We start from the raw sequence: 19,974 nt of genomic DNA on the forward strand, positions 1-19,974 counted from the left end.
GTTATGCTTTCTCTCGCGAGGGGCGTGCTCTTCCGACCAAGGTGTGCAATACTCAACCCGGAACGAACACTTTGTAACGACATTCGTTCATTTAACACACAATGGAGTGAAACCATGATCAAGTCACGTATGGGGCGCTGGACCACGATCGGTCTGGCCGGAACCGCTGCTGCGGCGGCGCTGGTGCTCGCGGGATGCAGCGGGGGTCCGGCCGGCGCAGGCGCCGGAGGCGACGCCGCCGAAGATCTCGACCCGCTGAAGGTCGCGCTCGTCACGCACGCGGCCCCGGGAGATACCTTCTGGGACACGATCCGGTCGGGTGCCGAGGACGCCGCGGAGCGCAACAACCTCGAACTCCTCTACAGCTCGGACCCCGATGGCGCACGTCAGGCGCAGCTCGTCGAGCAGGCCGTCGACCAGGGCGTCGACGGGATCGTCGTGACGCTCGCCAAGGCCGACGCCATGTCCGGAGCCGTCTCGGCAGCGATCGACTCGGGCATCCCGGTCTTCAGCATCAACGCCGGCGAGGAGCAGTACAAGGATCTCGGTGTGCTGGCCCACTTCGGCCAGAACGAGTTCATCGCCGGCCAGGCAGCCGGCGAGCAGTTCAACGAGGGCGGCCAGTCGAACGTCATCTGCGTGATCCAGGAGCAGGGCCATGTCGGACTCGAGTCCCGCTGCGAAGGTCTCGCCGATACCTTCGAGGGGGAGTCCGAAGTGCTGTACGTGCAGGGCACCGACATGACGAACGTCGCCTCGACGATCACCTCGAAGCTGCAGACCGACAGCAGCATCGATGGGGTGCTGACGCTCGGGGCACCGTTCGCCGTGACCGCCGCCGATTCGATCGCCGACGCCGGCAGCGACGCGGTCCTCGCCACCACCGACCTGAACTCCGAAGTCTTCTCGGCGATCCAGGACGGATCCATGGTGTTCGGCATCGATCAGCAGCCGTACATGCAGGGGTTCTCCAGCACTGAGGCCGTGCGTCTCTACCACGATGGCGGGTACGTGCTCGGCGGTGGTCAGGCCGTACTCACCGGACCGACGGTCGTCAACGCGGAGAACCTGGACTCGGTCGCCGCGCAGTTCGAGGGCGGCGACGACGAGAGCGTCGAGGACGAGGGCTGAGCATGCCGACCGCAACTGTTCCGAAGGGTGACGAGCGCGTCGCCACGGGCAACCTCTTCACGAAGTTCTTCACGAAGCCCGAGGCGGGCGCGACAGCGGCGGCGATCGTCGTCTTCGTGCTCTTCGCCATCGCTGCACCTCAGTTCACCCAGCCGAGTTCGCTCGCGACGACGCTCTACGGAGCGTCCACGGTCGGCATCATGGCGCTCGGGGTCTCGCTCCTGATGATCGGTGGAGAGTTCGATCTCTCCACCGGTGTCGGCGTGATCTCGAGCGCCCTCGCGGCGTCGCTGTTCGTCTACTGGTTCGGCACGAACGTGTGGGTCGGCGTGGTCGTCGGTCTCGTCTTCTCGCTCGGTGTCGGGGCACTGAACGGCTGGTTGCTGATGAAGACGAAACTCGCGAGCTTCATCGTGACACTGTCGACGTTCTTCATGCTGACGGGTCTCAACCTCGGCCTGACGCGCATGATCACCGGAGGCGTCGCATCGCCCTCGATCCAGCAGTGGGCCGGGTTCGAATCGGCGGAGGCGGTCTTCGCCTCCGACATCCCGGTGTTCGGAGTCAACGTCAAGATCACGGTTTTCTACTGGATCCTGCTCGTCATCATCGCCACGTGGATGCTCCGCCGGACGCGGGTCGGAAACTGGATCTTCGCCGCCGGCGGAGCGCCCGAAGCCGCTCGAGCGGTCGGGGTACCGGTCGCCCGCACCAAGATCGGCCTGTTCATGGGCGTCGGGTTCTGCGCATGGCTGCTCGGCATGCACAACCTCTTCGCCTTCAAGACCGTCCAGTCGGGCGAGGGCATCGGCAACGAGTTCCTCTACATCATCGCGGCGGTCGTCGGCGGCTGCCTGCTCACCGGCGGCTACGGATCGGCGATCGGTGGCGCCATCGGCGCCCTGATCTACGGCATGGCGCTGAAGGGCGTCGTGTACGCGGAATGGAATCCCGACTGGCTCCGATTCTTCCTCGGCGCCATGCTGCTGGGCGCGACCGTGCTGAACTTTTGGTTGCAGCGCCGCGCCGCGAAGGGAGGCAGGAAATGAACGCCACCACTGAGACGACGACGAAGCCGCTGGTCGAACTGCGCGAGGCCGGCAAGCGCTACGGCAACATCATCGCCCTCCGAGACGTCAGCTTGAAGGTCGGGGCCGGCGAGGTCATGTGCGTGCTCGGCGACAACGGAGCGGGCAAGTCCACGCTCATCAAGATCATCGCCGGCCTGCACCAGCACGATGACGGGGTGTTCGAGATCGAGGGCGCCCCGGTGAAACTCGGTTCACCGCGAGAGGCCCTGAACCACGGCATCGCGACGGTGTATCAGGATCTCGCGGTCGCGCCGCTCATGCCGGTCTGGCGCAACTTCTTCCTGGGATCCGAGATCACGAAGGGGTGGGGGCCGTTCAAGCGGCTCGACGTCGCCTTCATGAAGCGGACCGCCAAGCAGGAACTGCTCGACATGGGCATCGACCTGCGCGATGTCGAGCAGCCCATCGGCACGCTGTCCGGCGGCGAGCGCCAGTGCGTCGCGATCGCGCGCGCGGTGTATTTCGGCGCGAAGGTGCTGATCCTCGACGAACCGACGGCCGCGCTCGGGGTGAAGCAGTCGGGTGTCGTGCTGAAGTACATCATCCAGGCGCGCGACCGCGGTCTGGGCGTGATCTTCATCACGCACAACCCGCACCACGCGTATCCGGTGGGCAACCGGTTCCTGCTGCTGAAGCGCGGACAGAACATCGGGTATCACGAGAAGTCGGACATCACGCTGGAGGAATTGACCGGTCTGATGGCGGGTGGCGCCGAGCTCGAGCAGCTGGTGCACGAATTGCGCGACTCGGGGGCGGACGTCTCGGAGGTGCGCGCGGTGCGCGACGACATCGAACAGGACGGCACGGCGGGCGTGGGGCGGGTGTCCGTCACGGAAGTCGTGGACCTGCGCGACCTGGAGGAGGACGAGCGCTGATGCGACCCCTGTTGACCGATCGGGTCGTGCTCGTCACCGCGGGCACCCAGGGTCTCGGCCTCGCAGTCGCCGAGGCCGCCGCTCGCGAGGGGGCCGCCGGCGTCGTCATCGTCGGACGATCCGAGTCGAAGCTTCCTGATGCGCTCGCCCGCATCGAGGCGCTTGGCGCGGTCGCGCACGGCGTCGTCGCCGATGTGGGCGTGCCCGGGGAGGCCGAACGCGTCGTCGCCGAGACGATCGCTCGGTTCGGCCGGGTCGACAGCCTGGTGAACGCCGCCGGTGCGACATCGCGGGGATCCCTGCTCGACACGACGCGCGCGCTGCTCGACGAGCATCTCTCGGTCAACCTGGTCGCCCCGTTCATGACGATGCAGGCTGCCGTCACGAATATGCGCGATCGCGGTGCGCCAGGCACGATCGTGAACATCCTCTCAATGTCGATGCACGGCGGCCAGCCCTACCTGGCTCCGTACGTCGCGGCGAAGGCCGGCCTCGCCGGACTCACGAAGAATGCGGCGTTCGCGCACCGGTTCGACCGGATCCGCATCAACGGACTCAACATCGGGTGGACGGCGACTCCGGGGGAGTCGGTGACGCAGCAGCGCTTCCACGGGGCGGACGACGACTGGCTCGCACGCGCCGAGGCCGCGCAGCCGATGGGCAAGCTCGGCAGGCCCGATGAGATCGCCGACGCGGTAGTGTTCCTGTTGAGCGATCGGAGCGGGGTCGTGACCGGATCGATCATCGACTGGGATCAGAACGTTCCGGGTGCGCACGAGTGACGGGCGGCGGCGCGTCATCGCGTCGCCGCGCTCGTCCGCGGTGTGATGCCGCCCATCGCGTGTTCTGAAGGAGTCGTTCGTGCCCGAATCGGGACCCCCGTTCGCACCTGCATCCGAGGTGCTCAGGCAGTCGGCCGAGATCGCGGCGCGGGCGGGCGCCGCCGTCGCGATGCGCGGCTTCCGCAGCCCCGATCTCGTCGCGCATGAAAAAGCCGACCACCACGACCTCGTGACCGAGTTCGATCGCGCGAGCGAGGAGGCGATTCGTGCGGTACTCCTCGAGCGGCATCCCGACTCCGCGGTCCTCGGCGAAGAGTTCGGGCTCCTCGGCGATGCGAACGCCCGGCTCGTTTGGCATGTCGACCCCATCGATGGCACCGCCGCGTTCGCGACGGGGCTCGCCATGTGGTGCGTCTGCATCGGCGCCGAGCTCGACGGGACGGTCGTCGCGGGCGTCGTGTTCGATCCCGTCGCCGATCAGATGTTCGCGGCCGACGCGCACGGTGCGACGCTGAACGGCGATCTGCGACTGGTCGCGCGCGGGCGGGTCGAGCCGTCGCGGGCGACGGTCTTCTCGCACTTCCCGTGGCCGCGCGACCTCATCTGGGCCCCGGAGGCGGCGATGGCGCAGTTCCGCGAGGTGACCGACGCCTACGGGACGGTGCGATCGATCGGCAGCGGTGCGCTCGCGATGTGCGCCATCGCAGCGGGGTGGGCCGACGCGGTCCTGAACCTCGGCGCGAACTCCTGGGACGTCGCGGCGAGCGCGTTCATCCTGCGTCGCGCCGGAGGCGAGTACACGGCGTACCTCGCGGGGGAACGGGTCGACCCGGCGCAGGATCATCGATGCGGCAACTACGTCGCCACAGTGGCGGGCGCCCGGTTCGACGCCCTCCACGAGCTCGTGCGCTTTCAGAGCGGCCGCGACTCGGCTCCGATGTCCCGGCAACGCTGAAACCGGTGCATCGCCTTAGCCGTGGAACGTGCGGTAGGCCTCTGCGGCTGCCGGATGGAGCGGCTGACCCGCGGTCGAGATCAGGGTTTCCGGGCTCAGGAATTGGATGCCCGCGCTCGACTCCGGCACGAGATCGGCGGCGTGCTCGATGAGCAGCTCGACGACCCTCGAGACGACTCGTCCGTCGAGGTCCGGACGGCAGAGCAGGAGGTTCGCGACACCGATCGTGCCGACCGCATCCATGCCGGGGTAGGTGTGCGCCGGGACGACTCCGTGCTCGTACAGGCCCGGGTACCGCTGGCGGAGCGGCGGCAGCAGGTCGGCGAGGTCGAGCAGACGCAGTCCCACACGGTCGTTGACGGTCGTGATGCTCCGGATCGGGATGCCTCCCGAGATCATCATCGCGTCGACCTCGCCGCGTTCGAGAGCATCGAGGCCGTCGTTCAGACCGAGGCGCCGCGCGCGGGCCGGAGCCGCGCTGCCGACGAGTCCGGCCGCGGCGAGGAGACGCTCGCCGGTGAGGCGCGTTCCCGACCCGGGAGCACCCGTCGCCACCACGCGCCCGGCCAGGTCGGAGAGCGCGCGGACCGGGCCATCGCCGCGGACGACGCAGTGGAAGTAGTTCTGGTACATGCGTCCGATCGCGACGACCTCGCCGGCGTCGACGGCATCGGAAGCGGCGACGCTGTCGAGGAGCGCGAGCCCGAGGTCGGCCGCTCCCGACACGATCAGCTCGAGGTTCTCCCGGCTCGCCTCCGACCCGAGGGCGTCCGAGCGCTCGGAGACGTCGTGCCGTGTCAGCGCGTCGGCGAGCAGCGTCGCGAACTCCTCGTACAGGCCGCCTGCCTCTCCACCGGCGACACGGAGTCGCGCGGCCGGCGGGGCCGCGACGCACGAGGCGAGCCCGAGCGACGCCGCGGCGCCGAGCGATCCGATACTCGCGAGTCGGAGCAGACCGCGACGACTCATCGGGATTCCGTGGGCGGGGTCGGTCATGCGGGTACCTCGTGCTCCGGACGGCACGGCAGCTCGAGTGCGGCGACGAGTCCGCCTCCGTCAGCGGCGCGCACGGAGAACCGTCCGGCGTTCGCTTCGGCGAGTCGGGAGACGATGGTGAGTCCCAGTCCGGTGCCGGCTATGGCGCGGTGCTTCGTGCTGCGCCAGAAACGTGCACCCGCCCGGTCGAGTTCGTCGGCGGAGAGGCCCGCACCATGGTCTCGCACGGCGAAGGTGGCCCGCGATCCCGTTACGCTGATCCGGATGTCGACCGGTGCACCCGGGGCGTACTTGAGTGCGTTCTCGATGAGTTCGGCGACGATCTGCCCGAAGTCGGAGCGGTGGCATCTCACGGCGACATCGTCGCGATCCGGGCCGGACACCCGCACGGGTGCGGCGTGGTGGGCGATGAGCGGGGCGAGTCGTTGGAGCTCCTCCGCGACCACGTCGACGGGATCGATCACGGGCAGGAGCAGGATCGCCGCGGTGTCCGTAGGACCGTGCGCGTTCCGCTCGCTTGCCCGGTGCTCCGCGCTCGCCACGCGCAGAACGGCATCGAGCAGGTCCTCCACGCGCGCGAGTTCAAGTTGGACGGTGTGCAGCGCGTGCTCGCGAGCCTCATCGCCGACCAGTGCGAGCGTGTCGATGCGCAGGCGCAGAGCGCCGATCGGATTCCTCAGCTGATGCGAGGTCTCCGCGATCAGCTGCCGTTGCTGCTCGAGGCTCTCGGTCACCGTCGTCGACATGGCGGAGAAGGCGCGCTGCAGTTGCCTGAGCTCGGGGGGACCGGCCTCGTCGAGCACGCGCGCCTGCTCGGTCTGCGCGAAGTCGTGCACGGCGGCGCGAAGTTCTCCGATGGGGCGAAGGATCCACAGCGTGAGACGCCAGGCGAGCAGCAGTAGCACTGTCCCCGAGACGACGGCGACGCCCATGATCACGAGCCAGCGCTGCAACACATCTGCGCGGGCTTCGCCCGTGTCCACTTCGAGCACGACCGCCCCGAGCACTTGACCCGACGTCCCGAACGGTCGGGCGACGAACTCGTGCGCGGAGCTCCACGGTGTCACGAGCGGCAGTTCGGTGCGCGGCAGACTCATCGCGACGCGCCGGAGTGTGTCATCGAGTTCCCCGCCCCCGCGAACGAGATCGCCCGAGGTCAGGTACCGGTCGCCGATCCGGACGAGGACGCCCTCGTCGTAGAGCTCGGAGTAGCGGCGCATCTCGGCGTCGAGCTGATCCGCGCTCCCGTTCGACTCGGCCTCCGCGGCGAGTTCGACGAACCGATTGAGCGATGCCGCGCGATTGATCTGCAGCTCGCGGGTGGCATCGCGACTCGCAGCGAGCATCAACGTGATCGAGGCGAGAACGACGAGCAGTGCGAGCAGCGCGCTCAGCAGACCCAGCACCCGGAGCCTCACGGCGTTTCCGGGTCGAAACGGTATCCGACGCCGCGGACGTTGACGATGCATCCGGGTCGGTTGAGCTTCGCGCGCAGGCCGCTCAGATGCACGTCGAGCGACCGAGACACCGCGGCGAACGCATCGCCCCAGAGTGCATCGAGGATCTGCTCGCGCGTAACGACGGATCCCGCGCGCGCCGCGAGCAGGGCGAGCAGATCGAACTCCTTGGCGGTCAGACCGAGCGCCCGTCCCCGGAAGTGCGCGGTGCGTCCGTCGAGATCGATGGCCAGATCGCCGGCGACGATCTCGCGGCGCTCGGGGATCGCCGCCCGCACGCGTCTCGCCACGGACTCGATGCGCGCGAGCAGCTCGGCGAGCCTGACCGGTTTGACGAGATAGTCGTCGGCCCCGAGACGCAGACCGCGAACGACGCTGCGCTCGTCGTCCCGCGCGGTGAGCACGATCACGGGAGCGTCGGTGATCTGCCGCAGCTTGCGCATCGTCTCGAGTCCATCCATATCGGGCAGGCCCAGGTCGAGCAGGATCATTTCGACCTCGCGGTGCTGCAGCAGCGCGTCGGCTCCGCGCTCCACGCGGACGGGGGAGTGGCCGGCGGCGCGCAAAGCGTCCGTCAGTGCGGCCGCCATCGCGTCGTCGTCCTCGACGATGAGCAGATCCATGCGTCTCAGCGTAGCGGCGTCCGAGCGCGCGTCCGCGGTGCGCGGAAACTGCATGACGGGAGGATCGCCTGTAGTCCTAAGAGACTGTTAAGAGTCGCAGCCCCGCTTCACGCGGCCAGGATCCGGTCGTACGGTGGAACGGCACATGGCCTGGACCGTGCGTCCGGGCGACACCGCAGACAAGGGAGTCATGGGCGCGATGGAGCAGTCCGAGCCGACGCAGTTCGTCGGAAACGAAGGTATCGAGACCGGAAACGAGCCGAAGTGGAGAGTCATCGGGCCTGGCCTCGTCGTCGCGGCCACCGGTGTGGGCGCTGCCGACATGGTGGCGACGCTCGTCGCCGGCAGTCTCTACGGGTACGGACTGCTGTGGGCGGTGGTGCTCGGCGTCTTCCTGAAGATCGTGCTCGTCGAAGGCGCCGGACGGTTCACGCTGGCCACCGGGCAGACGATCTTCCAGGGGTGGCGTTCACTCGGGAAATGGACGACCTGGTACTTCGGCCCGTACATCATGATTTGGGGCTTCGTCTACGGTGCCACCGCCATGAGTTCCGCGGCAATGCCGCTCGCGGCGCTCTTCCCGGCCGTCGACCTGAAGATCTGGTCGGTGCTCATGGGGCTCGCAGGCTTCACCATGATCTGGTTCGGCAAGTACGCCTTCTTCGAGAAGATCACCGCAGTGTTCGTCGGCATCATGTTCGTGACGGTCGTCGGACTGGCCGTCATCGCCGCGCCGAACATTCCCGAGATGTTCGGCGGACTCGTCCCGATGATCCCCGAGGGCGGCGTCGTGTACACGCTCGCGCTCGCCGGGGGTGTCGGCGGCACCATCACCCTCGCAGCCTACGGGTATTGGCTTCGCGAGAAGGGGTGGGCAACGCCGAAGTGGATGCGGGTGATGCGCATCGACAATTCGATGGCGTACGTCATCACCGGCATCTTCGTGATCGCGATGCTCATCGTCGGCGCCGAGGTGGTTCGTTCCGCAGGCGTGGTCCTCTCCGCGGGAGACGCGGGCCTGCTCGACCTCACCGATGTCCTGAAAGCCCGCTACGGCGACGTGATCGGCATCGGCTTCCTCATCGGCTTCTGGGCGGCGTCGTTCTCTTCCATCATCGGCGTGTGGAACGGGGTCTCGCTCATGTTCGCCGATTTCTGGGGCAACATGCGGAAGAAGGAGTCCGGTCACCCCGACACCCGTATCGGCGGCAAGTACTTCAAGTTCTACGTGCTGTGGCTCACGTTCCCACCCATGATCCTCTTCCTCCTCGATCGGCCGATCGCTCTGATCCTGGCTTACGGCGTGCTCGGATCGCTCTTCATGCCGTTCCTCGCCTTGACCCTGCTCGGCCTGCTCAACGGGAAGCGCGTGCCGAAGGAGTGGCGCAACAAGATCCACACGAACATCGCCCTCGGCATCACGGCAGCGCTCTTCCTCGCGCTCGGGATCAGCGAGCTCGTGAAGGCGGTCGCGCCGCTGTTCGGCGGCTGACGACCGTGCTCGGCGCGCTACGCCACGATCAGGTACAGCGCGCCGAGCACGGTCAGACCGAGGACCGCGCGCTCGAACAGCCGCTGCGAGATGCGCCCGGCGATCCATCGACCGCACAGCGCTCCGAGCAGCACGGCGGGTACGAGCAGCAGGTCCATGAGCACGGTCTCGACGGTGATGAGCCCGAGCCCGATGGAGAACGGCACCTTCGTCAGGTTGATGATCGCGAAGAACCAGGCGGCGGTGCCGAGGAACGTGCGCACCGGCATGCGGGCAGCCAGGAAGTACATCGACATCACGGGTCCGCCCGCGTTCGCGACCATGGTGGTGAAGCCGCCGAGCGAGCCGTACGCGAGTCGCCCGAACAGGCTGACCTCGGTGCCGCCGCGCCGCGCCGCGCGTCGCCAGATCGTGATGCCGACGAGCGCGATCAGCACGATGCCGATGACCCGCTGCACACCGGTGTCGCCGACGAACGCGAGAAAGACGACCCCCAGGAGGAGGCCGGCGAGCACTGCGGGCGCGAGTCGGATGAGGGCGCGCCAGTCGGCGTGCTGTCGGTACATCGACAGGGCCACCAGGTCGCCGACGATCAGCAGCAGGAGAAGCGCCCCGGTCGACTCCTTGGCCGGCATCAGTGAGGCGAAGATGGCGATCGAGATGGTGTTGGCGCCGGGCATCGACGACTTCGAGAGTCCGACGATCAGGGCGGCGACGGCGAGCAGCGCCCACGCGACCGGAGTGAACCCGGGCAGCAGTGCGGTCATGACGTCTCCCGCCGACGCCACGCGATCCGGTGCGTCTCGGAGTACCCGCGCGCGCATGAGCCGCACGAGAGCGGTCGCGTGGGACGTCGGAAGCGCACGTGCTCGTGACCCGCGGCGCAGGTGCCGATCCACGGGGCGAGCTCCGCGGCGATCTCGCCGTCGTGCGTGCGGCCTCCGATGTACCCGATGTCGGCGGCGACCCGCTTCCAGCGCGTCCCGTGTCCCGCCGTGGGTCCGGCCATCGCGTGCGCGACTTCGTGGAGCAGGACCTGATAGATCTCGTCGTCGTCCCACCGCGATGCGAGGTAGCGCGACACTGAGATGCGGTGCTCGGAGAAGTTGCACAGCCCGGCTCGCCGCTTCGCGGAGTCGAAGCGGAAGGACCAGCGTCCCGGGTCGAGGTGCATGCGGATCAGGGCATCGGCCCAGATGCGGACGCGTTCGAGATCGGCCACCGTTCAGCCCTGCTCGAAGAGCGAGCGGGCAGGTGCGGGGGAGTCGGTGGCCGTGGCATCGGTGACGGGTGATGCGCCACGGATGAACTCGGCGAACTCGTCGCCGACGAGCTGGCGCGCCGGGTGCGGGCCGCTCGCCAGCAGCCGCGGGAGCCACTCCCACGCGGCGCCGCTGGCACCGGCGACGAGGATCACATTGCCGAAGCGGCGCCCCTTCAGCACCTGCGGTTCTCCGATCGCCGCGACGGCGGGGAACAGCGCGTTCAACGTCGCTGCCTGTCCGCGGACGAACCGCATCCCCGCGCCGTCCGCGGCGTTCACGACGACGACGCCGTCGGCGGAGAGCAGGGGTGCGATGAGCTCGTAGAACTCGCGGCTCGACACGTGCGCCGGGGTCTGCGCGCCCGCGAAGATGTCGACGACCACGAGATCCATGGCGCCGCGCATGCCGGCGGGCAGACGGCCGAGCACGTCGCGCGCATCACCCCGTCGCACGCGGATACTCGCCTGCTTCGGCAGCGGCGCCGCCTCCCGTACGAGATCGACGAGGGCGCCCTCGAGCTCGATCACCTGCTGACGACTCCCCGGCCGCGTGGCCGCGATGTACCGCGGCAGCGTCAGTGCACCGCCGCCGAGGTGCAGTGCCGAGATCGGCTGACCGGGAGCGCGGCACAGATCGATGACGTGGCCGATGCGACGCACGTACTCGAAGAAGAGGTCGGTAGTGTCGCGGAGGTTCACGTGCGACTGCGGAGTGCCGTCGATCACGAGCTGGACGGCTCCGGGCACCCAGCGGTCCTCCTCGACGGTGGCGACGAGTCCCGAGGACAGGGTGATGGAGCGGGGGAGGGTCACCCCCTCAGCCTACGCGCGACTGCCGTGGTTGGGGTGTCGTCACCCGTCGGGTACGCGGTCTGATCGCGATCCTCCTGGCGATGATCGCGACCGCGAGGCCGAGCAGGGCCCCGGCGAACGTGTCGGTCAACCAGTGCACGTGCAGCGCGGTCCGACTCCACATCATGGCCAGGATCCAGGCCGTCGCCAGGAACGCCGCGGCGCGGACCACCTCTCGCCGGACGCCCTCGGTACCGAGGACGACGAGGAACAGGGCAGCCGCGAGCGCGGCCGCCCCCATGGAGTGTCCGGACGGGTAGGAGAGTCCGGTGGCGTGCGCGAGCGGATCCGACGGTCGTCCCCGCTCGACGATGACCTTGAGCAGTTCCGAGGCGACGACTCCCAGTAGCGCCGCGAGCATGACGGCGCAGGCGTCTCTCGGCCGTCTGAGCGCGAAGAGCGCCGCTCCGGCGATGGCCGCCGTCGTCGCACCGCCGACGCTGCCCCCGATGTCGGCCAGACCGATCGCCACGGCGAAGAGGAGCGAGGCGGGGGAGGCCTCGACGGCTCCGTGCCACCACCGGTCGATCGGGAGCGCGCCGAGTTCGCCGAAGCGGATCCACAGTCCGCCGACGACCACGAGTGCGATGGCGGTGACGGCCCACGCGAGGGCCGCGCTCGAGGGTCGCGCGGGGGTGCCCGCCTCGAGGAGGACTGTGCCGGCAGGTGTTGAACGACCCATGCTCATTCACGCTACAGGGTGCGCGCTGTGAGCTCCGGCTCCCGGGATAGCCGACGGAATCGGCCGAGCACCGAGGACCCCGGCGGGTTCGACGGCCGCGGTTGACCTGTGGTATGAGATCGGGTACAGTTGGCAGTTGCACTACGGACACCAGTGTGCCTTCATATAGCGGTCGGCCCCGGGAGTACACGCGCAAGCGCGGTGATGTCCCGCCCGTGATCCAGAAGCAATATCACTGCAAGACCAGGTCAACCGGCCCGACGGGGCCCACGGAGGTAGTTTCCTTGGCTGCTGCGCCCAACGCATCTTCCACTCATTCACCCCAGAACGGCCGGAATCATCACCGGCTGTCGTTCGCCAAGATTTCCGACACGCTGTCGGTACCGAACCTGCTCGCGCTGCAGCTCGAGAGCTTCGACTGGCTCGTCGGCAACGACGACTGGAAGCAGCGCGTCATCGATGCTCAGGCCGAGGGGCGCGACGACATCGCTCTGAAGAGCGGGCTCGAGGAGATCTTCGACGAGATCTCACCGATCGAGGACAACGCCGGCACGATGCAGTTGTCCTTCGAGAACCCGATCCTCGACGAGCAGAAGTTCTCGATCGAGGAGTGCAAGGAGCGCGGCAAGACGTACTCGGCTCCGCTCTACGTCGAGGCGGCCTTCTACAACACCGAGACCCAGGTGCTGAAGAGCCAGACGGTCTACATGGGCGACTTCCCGATCATGACCGACAAGGGCACGTTCATCATCAACGGCACCGAGCGCGTCATCGTGTCGCAGCTCGTCCGCAGCCCCGGCGTCTACTTCGAGCGTTCGCAGGAGAAGACGAGCGATAAGGACGTCTTCACCGCACGCGTGATTCCGAGCCGCGGCGCGTGGCTCGAGTTCGAGGTCGACAAGCGCGACCAGGTCGGCGTGCGCATCGACCGCAAGCGCAAGCAGTCGGTCACGATCTTCCTGAAGGCGCTCGGCATGACGAGCGAGGAGATCCTCGAGGAGTTCGCCGGGTACGAGTCGATCGCACTCACCCTGGAGAAGGACGGCATCGTCACCCAGGAAGAGGCGCTGAAGGATATTTACCGCAAGCAGCGGCCGGGCGAGCAGGTGGCGATCGAGGCCGCGCGTGCGCTCCTCGACAACAGCTACTTCAATGAGAAGCGCTACGACCTCGCCAAGGTCGGTCGGTACAAGATCAACCGCAAGCTCGGTGTCGACGCCCCGATCACCGACTCGGTGCTGTCGCTCGAAGACATCGTCGCGACGATCAAATACCTCGTCGGGCTGCACGCCGGCACCGAGACCCTCCCGGGCAACCGCGACGGCAAGTCGGTCGACGTCCGTCTCGACACGGATGACATCGATCACTTCGGCAACCGCCGCATCCGCGCAGTCGGCGAGCTGATCCAGAACCAGGTGCGCACCGGCCTCAGCCGCATGGAGCGCGTGGTCCGCGAGCGCATGACCACGCAGGACATCGAGGCGATCACGCCGAACACCCTGATCAATACCCGCCCCGTGCTGGCGGCGATCAAGGAGTTCTTCGGCACCTCGCAGCTGTCGCAGTTCATGGATCAGAACAACCCGCTCGCGGGTCTGACCAACAAGCGCCGTCTGTCGGCGCTCGGCCCGGGCGGCCTCTCGCGCGATCGCGCGGGTGTCGAGGTGCGAGACGTCCACCCCTCCCACTACGGCCGTATGTGCCCCATCGAGACCCCTGAGGGTCCGAACATCGGTCTGATCGGCGCGCTCGCGACCTTCGCGCGCATCAATGCCTTCGGCTTCATCGAGACGCCGTACCGCCGGGTGCTCGACGGCAAGGTCACCGACCAGGTCGACTACCTGACCGCGCACGAGGAGGACGAGTTCCTCATCGCGCAGGCGGGTGCTCCGCTCACTGACGACGGCCGCTTCGCCGAGGAGCAGGTGCTCGCGCGCCCCCGCGGCTCCGAGGTCGAGCTCGTCGGCGCGGACCGCGTCGACTACATGGACGTCTCCCCGCGCCAGATGGTGTCGGTGGCGACCTCGCTCATCCCGTTCCTCGAGCACGACGATGCGAACCGCGCGCTCATGGGCGCGAACATGCAGCGTCAGGCCGTCCCGCTTGTCCGGAGCGAGAGCCCTGTCGTCGGCACCGGTATGGAGGGCTACGCCGCGATCGACGCCGGCGATGTCGTGACGGCCGACAAGTCGGGCGTCATCAGCGAGGTCTCCGCAGACTTCGTGACCATTCAGCAGGACGAGGGCGGCGTCGGCCGGTACTTCCTGCGCAAGTTCGACCGCTCGAACCAGGGCACGAACTACAACCACCGCGTCATCGTCCGCGAGGGCGAGCGGATCGAGGCCGGCGAGGTCATCGCCGACGGACCCGCCACCGAGAACGGCGAGCTCGCACTCGGCAAGAACCTGCTCGTCGCGTTCATGTCGTGGGAGGGCCACAACTTCGAGGACGCCATCATTCTGAGCCAGAACCTGGTGAAGGACGACACGCTCTCCTCGATCCACATCGAAGAGTACGACGTGGATGCCCGCGATACGAAGCTCGGCAAGGAAGACATCACGCGCGACCTGCCGAACGCATCGATGGAGGCCCTGAAGGACCTCGACGAGCGCGGCATCATCCGGATCGGCGCCGAGGTCAACCCCGGCGACATCCTGGTCGGCAAGGTGACGCCGAAGGGCGAGACCGAGCTGAGCGCCGAGGAGCGCCTGCTCCGCGCCATCTTCAACGAGAAGAGCCGCGAGGTGCGTGACACCTCCCTGAAGGTGCCCCACGGCGTTTCGGGAACGGTCACCTCGGTGAAGGTCTTCGATGCGGAGAACGACAACGACGACGAGCTCGGCTCGGGTGTGAACCAGCGCGTCGTGGTCTACATCGCCCAGAAGCGCAAGATCACCGAGGGCGATAAGCTCGCCGGACGTCACGGCAACAAGGGCGTCATCTCGAAGATCCTGCCGATCGAGGACATGCCCTTCCTCGCGGACGGCACGCCCGTCGATGTGATCCTCAACCCGCTCGGCATCCCCGGTCGCATGAACTTCGGTCAGGTGCTCGAGATCCACCTCGGATGGATCGCCAAGCAAGGCTGGAAGGTCGACGAGTCGGCGATCCAGGAGTGGGCGGCTCGCCTGCCCCAGGAGGCCATGCAGGCCGACCCCGACACGAAGGTCGCGACCCCCGTGTTCGACGGTGCGACCGAGGCCGAGATCGCCGGTCTGCTCGACTCCACGCTGAAGAACCGCGACGGCGAGCGGCTCATCGATTCGACGGGCAAGACCCGTCTGTTCGACGGACGTTCGGGCGAGCCCTTCCCGTACCCGATCTCGGTCGGTTACATGTACATCCTGAAGCTGCACCACCTCGTGGACGACAAGATCCACGCGCGCTCCACCGGACCGTACTCGATGATCACCCAGCAGCCGCTCGGTGGTAAGGCGCAGTTCGGCGGCCAGCGCTTCGGCGAGATGGAGGTGTGGGCGCTCGAGGCATACGGTGCGGCCTACGCACTGCAGGAGCTCCTGACGGTCAAGTCGGACGACATCCTCGGACGCGTGAAGGTCTACGAGGCCATCGTGCGCGGCGAGAACATCCCCGAGCCCGGAGTGCCCGAGTCGTTCCGCGTGCTCATGAAGGAGATGCAGTCGCTCTGCCTGAACGTCGAGGTCCTCGGCGCCGATGGCACGGCAGTGAACCTCCGCGATAACGACGACGAGGCGCACCGCACCGCGGAAGAACTCGGCATCAACCTGTCCACCCGCTTCGAGTCCTCGTCGATCGACGAGATCTAAAGCGCCCAGACGTCAATTTTCAAGCAAGGAGAACCATTGCTCGAGGGTACGAGTTTCAACGAGCTGCAGATCCGTCTGGCGACCGCCGAAGACATCCGCAGCTGGTCGTTCGGCGAGGTCAAGAAGCCGGAGACCATCAACTACCGCACGCTGAAGCCTGAGAAGGACGGTCTGTTCGGCGAGCAGATCTTCGGTCCCAGTCGCGACTGGGAGTGCGCCTGCGGCAAGTACAAGCGGGTCCGCTACAAGGGCATCGTCTGCGAGCGCTGCGGCGTCGAGGTGACGAAGTCGAGCGTGCGACGCGAGCGGATGGGCCACATCGAGCTCGCCGCGCCCGTCACGCACATCTGGTACTTCAAGGGCGTCCCGTCGCGCCTCGGGTACCTGCTCGACATGGCGCCGAAGGACCTGGAGAAGGTCATCTACTTCGCCGCGTACATGATCATCGACATCGACGAGGACGGCCGTCACGAAGACATGGCCGGTCTTGAGTCGGAGCTGCGCCTCGAGCTGAAGACGCTCGAAGACCAGCGCGACATCGCGATCGCGCAGCGTCAGCAGCAGGCCGAGTCCGATCTCGCCGCGCTCGAGGCCGAAGGAGCGAAGGCCGAGCAGCGTCGTCGCGCCGAAGCCAGCGCCGAGAAGGAGATGACCTCGCTGCGCAAGAGCTACGAGGATCAGATCGCGCTGCTGCAGCGGGTGTGGGAAGACTTCCGCAACCTCAAGGTGGGCGACCTCAAGCCCGAGGACGCGAACTTCGCCGAGCTCATGGACCGGTACGGCGATTACTTCGAGGCCCACATGGGTGCCGAGGCGATCAAGAAGCGTCTCGAGTCCTTCGATCTCGCTGCGGAGAGCGACGCACTCCACCTGCAGATCTCGGAGGGCAAGGGTCAGAAGAAGATCCGCGCGATCAAGCGGCTGAAGGTCGTCAACTCGTTCCTGCAGACCGGTGCGAGCCCCGCAGCCATGGTCCTCGACGTCGTTCCGGTCATCCCGCCGGAGCTCCGTCCGATGGTCCAGCTCGACGGTGGCCGTTTCGCCACGTCCGACCTCAACGACCTCTACCGTCGTGTGATCAACCGCAACAACCGTCTGCGGCGACTGCTCGATCTCGGGGCTCCCGAGATCATCGTCAACAACGAGAAGCGCATGCTGCAGGAGGCCGTCGACGCACTGTTCGACAACGGTCGCCGCGGCCGCCCGGTCACGGGTACGGGCAACCGTGCGCTGAAGTCGCTCTCGGACATGCTGAAGGGCAAGCAGGGCCGGTTCCGTCAGAACCTGCTCGGCAAGCGCGTCGACTACTCGGGCCGTTCGGTCATCGTGGTCGGCCCGCAGCTCAAGCTGCACCAGTGCGGTCTGCCGAAGCAGATGGCGCTCGAGCTGTTCAAGCCGTTCGTCATCAAGCGCCTCATCGATCTGTCCCACGCGCAGAACGTGAAGGCCGCCAAGCGCATGGTGGAGCGCGCGCGCTCGGAGGTGTGGGACGTGCTCGAGGAGATCATCCGCGAACGCCCTGTGCTGTTGAACCGTGCGCCGACGCTGCACCGTCTCGGCATCCAGGCGTTCGAGCCGCAGCTCGTCGAGGGCAAGGCCATCCAGCTGCACCCGCTCGTCTGCACGGCGTTCAACGCCGACTTCGACGGCGACCAGATGGCGGTTCACCTGCCGCTCTCCGTCGAGGCGCAGGCCGAGGCACGCGTGCTGATGCTCGCGTCGAACAACATCCTGAAGCCGTCGGACGGCCGTCCGGTGACGCTGCCCTCGCAGGACATGATCATCGGTCTGCACCACCTCACCACCGTCAAGAAGGGCTCCGTGGGCGAGGGCCGTGCATTCGGTTCGATCGCCGAGGCGATCCTCGCGATGGACGAGGGCACGCTCGACCTCGGTGCGCAGGTGAAGATCCGCCTCATCGGGTACACCGATGAGCACGGCAACACCAGCGAGAAGCCGCTGCTCGTCGAGACGACGCTTGGACGCGCGATCTTCAACGAGGCGCTCCCCGCCAGCTACCCCTATTTCGAGCGGGTCGCCGACAAGGGATCGCTCTCGGGTCTCGTGAACGACCTCGCCGAGCGCTACCGCAAGGTGGACGTCGCGGCGACGCTGGACGCGATCAAGGACGCCGGCTTCTACTGGGCCACCCGTTCGGGTGTGACCGTGGCGCTGTCGGACATCGTCAGCCCGTCGAACAAGGCGGAGATCCTCGAGGCGCACGAGCAGGCGGCTCAGGCCGTGCAGAAGAAGTACGACCGGGGTCTCATCACCGACGCCGAGCGTCACCGCGAGCTCGTCGACATCTGGAGCGAGGCGACCGAGGAGGTCGCCACCGCGATGCGCGAGGCGTTCCCCGAGGACAACACCATCTTCCGCATGGTGTCGTCCGGGGCGCGTGGTAACTGGCTGCAGATTCGCAACATCGCGGGTATGCGCGGTCTGGTGAGCGATCCGAAGGGCGAGATCATCCCCCGCCCGATCCTCAACTCGTACCGCGAGGGCTTGTCGGTGGCCGAGTACTTCATCGCGACCCACGGTGCGCGTAAGGGTCTCGCCGACACGGCACTGCGTACGGCCGACTCCGGGTACCTCACCCGTCGTCTCGTCGACGTGTCGCAGGATGTCATCATCCGCGAAGAGGACTGCGGCACCCGTCGCGGACTCGACATGCCGATCGCCGCCGCAGACGCCAACGGCACGCTCGTTCGCGACGAGAACGTCGAGAACTCGGTCTACGCCCGGACGCTCTCGTCCGAAGCGACGACCGAGGACGGGACCGTCGTGGCCAGCGCGGGTGAAGACGTCGGCGACGTGCTCATCGAGAAGCTCGTCGCGGCGGGCGTCACGGAGATCAAGGTCCGTTCGGTGTTGACCTGTGAGTCGGCAGTCGGCGTGTGCGCGACCTGCTACGGCCGTTCGCTCGCCACGGGTCAGCGCGTCGACATCGGTGAGGCCGTCGGCATCATCGCGGCGCAGTCCATCGGTGAGCCGGGTACCCAGCTGACGATGCGCACGTTCCACACCGGTGGTTCGGCGTCTGCCGACGACATCACGCAGGGTCTGCCCCGCGTGCAGGAGCTCTTCGAGGCGCGTACCCCGAAGGGCGCGTCCCCGATCGCCGAGGCCGCAGGCCGCATCACGATCGAGGACACCGAGAAGAGCCGTCGCATCCTCCTCACGCCGGACGACGGCACCGAGGAGAAGGCGTACCCGGTGCTGAAGCGCGCCACGCTGCTCGTCGAAGACGGACAGCACGTCGAGCTCGGACAGCCGTTCCTGCTCGGCACGCTCGATCCGAAGGACATCCTCCAGGTCGGCTCCACCGAGAGCGGCAAGCACATCCCGGGCGAGCGCGCGGTGCAGAAGTACCTCGTCGAGGGCGTGCAGGGCGTGTACCGTTCGCAGGGCGTGCCGATCCACGACAAGCACATCGAGGTCATCGTGCGCCAGATGCTGCGCAAGGTCACCGTGGTCGATCACGGAGCGACCGAGCTGCTTCCGGGCGAGCTCGTCGACCGTGCCCGGTACCAGCGCATCAACCGCGAGGCGCTCATCGACGGCAAGCGTGCCGCGACCGCGCGTCCCGAGGTCATGGGTATCACCAAGGCATCGCTCGCGACCGAGTCGTGGCTGTCGGCCGCGTCGTTCCAGGAGACGACCCGCGTGCTCACGCAGGCGGCGATGGAGGGTCTGAAGGACCCGCTCATCGGCCTCAAGGAGAACGTCATCATCGGCAAGCTCATCCCGGCCGGCACCGGCCTGGATGCCTACCGCAACGTCGAGGTGACGCCGACCGAGGAGGCGAAGGCGGAGCGCTACCCGAACCGTCTCTTCGCCACCGAGGGAACCTTCGATGAGAACGACCTGTCGTTCGTGGATTTCGACAGCTTCACCGCTGACGAGTTCAACCCGGGCAACTACAGCTAAACGCTGAACGACCCAAGAACGGGCCCCGATTCCCCTGCGGAATCGGGGCCCGTTCT

General features: G+C 67.4%; 15 protein-coding genes. 8 read left to right on the top strand and 7 right to left on the bottom strand.

Annotated features, from left to right (window positions below; all coding sequences use genetic code 11):
• The first annotated feature begins 114 nt into the window (after positions 1-114).
• The 5 genes from J4H85_RS05990 to J4H85_RS06010 all read left to right on the top strand — a co-directional run bounded on the left by J4H85_RS05990 (position 115) and on the right by J4H85_RS06010 (position 4,834).
• Positions 115-1,131, top strand: coding sequence for a substrate-binding domain-containing protein (locus J4H85_RS05990; protein WP_243893508.1), 1,017 nt, complete (start codon positions 115-117; stop codon positions 1,129-1,131).
• A gap of 2 nt (positions 1,132-1,133) precedes the next feature.
• Positions 1,134-2,180: an ABC transporter permease gene (locus J4H85_RS05995; RefSeq protein WP_208237857.1), complete on the top strand. Its 1,047-nt coding sequence runs from the start codon at positions 1,134-1,136 to the stop codon at positions 2,178-2,180.
• Complete coding sequence (locus tag J4H85_RS06000; protein WP_208237859.1) at positions 2,177-3,097, top strand: ATP-binding cassette domain-containing protein; 921 nt, start codon at positions 2,177-2,179, stop codon at positions 3,095-3,097. Before J4H85_RS05995 ends, J4H85_RS06000 begins: the two co-directional genes overlap by 4 nt.
• The gene (locus J4H85_RS06005; protein ID WP_208237861.1) at positions 3,097-3,879 is read left to right on the top strand and encodes an SDR family oxidoreductase; all 783 of its coding nucleotides are present in this window, start codon (positions 3,097-3,099) and stop codon (positions 3,877-3,879) included. Before J4H85_RS06000 ends, J4H85_RS06005 begins: the two co-directional genes overlap by 1 nt.
• A 79-nt stretch (positions 3,880-3,958) precedes the next feature.
• Positions 3,959-4,834 (top strand): inositol monophosphatase family protein, encoded by an 876-nt coding sequence (locus J4H85_RS06010; RefSeq protein WP_208237863.1) that lies wholly within the window; start codon positions 3,959-3,961, stop codon positions 4,832-4,834.
• 15 nt (positions 4,835-4,849) lie between these two features.
• On the opposite strand, the gene J4H85_RS06015 is transcribed toward J4H85_RS06010, so the two are convergent.
• The 3 genes from J4H85_RS06015 to J4H85_RS06025 are packed head-to-tail and all read right to left on the bottom strand — an operon-like array spanning position 4,850 to position 7,910.
• Positions 4,850-5,830: a TAXI family TRAP transporter solute-binding subunit gene (locus J4H85_RS06015; RefSeq protein WP_208237865.1), complete on the bottom strand. Its 981-nt coding sequence runs from the start codon at positions 5,828-5,830 to the stop codon at positions 4,850-4,852.
• On the bottom strand, positions 5,827-7,248 hold the full coding sequence (locus J4H85_RS06020) for a HAMP domain-containing sensor histidine kinase (RefSeq protein ID WP_208237866.1): 1,422 nt from the start codon (positions 7,246-7,248) through the stop codon (positions 5,827-5,829). Before J4H85_RS06020 ends, J4H85_RS06015 begins: the two co-directional genes overlap by 4 nt.
• On the bottom strand, positions 7,245-7,910 hold the full coding sequence (locus tag J4H85_RS06025; protein WP_208238200.1) for a response regulator transcription factor: 666 nt from the start codon (positions 7,908-7,910) through the stop codon (positions 7,245-7,247). Before J4H85_RS06025 ends, J4H85_RS06020 begins: the two co-directional genes overlap by 4 nt.
• A gap of 199 nt (positions 7,911-8,109) precedes the next feature.
• On the opposite strand from J4H85_RS06025, the gene J4H85_RS06030 reads away from it, so the two are divergent.
• Positions 8,110-9,402, top strand: coding sequence for an Nramp family divalent metal transporter (locus J4H85_RS06030; protein ID WP_208238202.1), 1,293 nt, complete (start codon positions 8,110-8,112; stop codon positions 9,400-9,402).
• 17 nt (positions 9,403-9,419) lie between these two features.
• On the opposite strand, the gene J4H85_RS06035 is transcribed toward J4H85_RS06030, so the two are convergent.
• The 4 genes from J4H85_RS06035 to J4H85_RS06050 are packed head-to-tail and all read right to left on the bottom strand — an operon-like array spanning position 9,420 to position 12,200.
• Entirely contained in the window at positions 9,420-10,169 is a 750-nt protein-coding gene (locus J4H85_RS06035) for a sulfite exporter TauE/SafE family protein (protein WP_208237867.1), read from the bottom strand.
• Entirely contained in the window at positions 10,166-10,624 is a 459-nt protein-coding gene (locus J4H85_RS06040; protein WP_208237868.1) for a SprT-like domain-containing protein, read from the bottom strand. Before J4H85_RS06040 ends, J4H85_RS06035 begins: the two co-directional genes overlap by 4 nt.
• A gap of 3 nt (positions 10,625-10,627) precedes the next feature.
• Positions 10,628-11,479, bottom strand: coding sequence for a spermidine synthase (locus J4H85_RS06045; RefSeq protein WP_208237869.1), 852 nt, complete (start codon positions 11,477-11,479; stop codon positions 10,628-10,630).
• 4 nt (positions 11,480-11,483) lie between these two features.
• Positions 11,484-12,200, bottom strand: a complete 717-nt coding sequence (locus J4H85_RS06050) for a phosphatase PAP2 family protein (protein WP_208237870.1) — start codon at positions 12,198-12,200, stop codon at positions 11,484-11,486.
• Positions 12,201-12,484: 284 nt separating this feature from the next.
• Here J4H85_RS06050 and rpoB point away from each other — a divergent pair, with 284 nt between their 5' ends.
• Both rpoB and J4H85_RS06060 read left to right on the top strand, forming a co-directional pair.
• A complete protein-coding gene (rpoB, locus tag J4H85_RS06055) occupies positions 12,485-15,988 on the top strand; it encodes a DNA-directed RNA polymerase subunit beta (protein ID WP_208237871.1) in 3,504 nt (1,167 codons plus the stop codon).
• A gap of 36 nt (positions 15,989-16,024) precedes the next feature.
• The gene (locus J4H85_RS06060) at positions 16,025-19,918 is read left to right on the top strand and encodes a DNA-directed RNA polymerase subunit beta' (RefSeq protein ID WP_208237873.1); all 3,894 of its coding nucleotides are present in this window, start codon (positions 16,025-16,027) and stop codon (positions 19,916-19,918) included.
• Positions 19,919-19,974: the final 56 nt, after the last annotated feature.

Source organism: Leucobacter tardus, assembly GCF_017583045.1.
Classification (GTDB): Bacteria; Actinomycetota; Actinomycetes; order Actinomycetales; family Microbacteriaceae; genus Leucobacter; species Leucobacter tardus.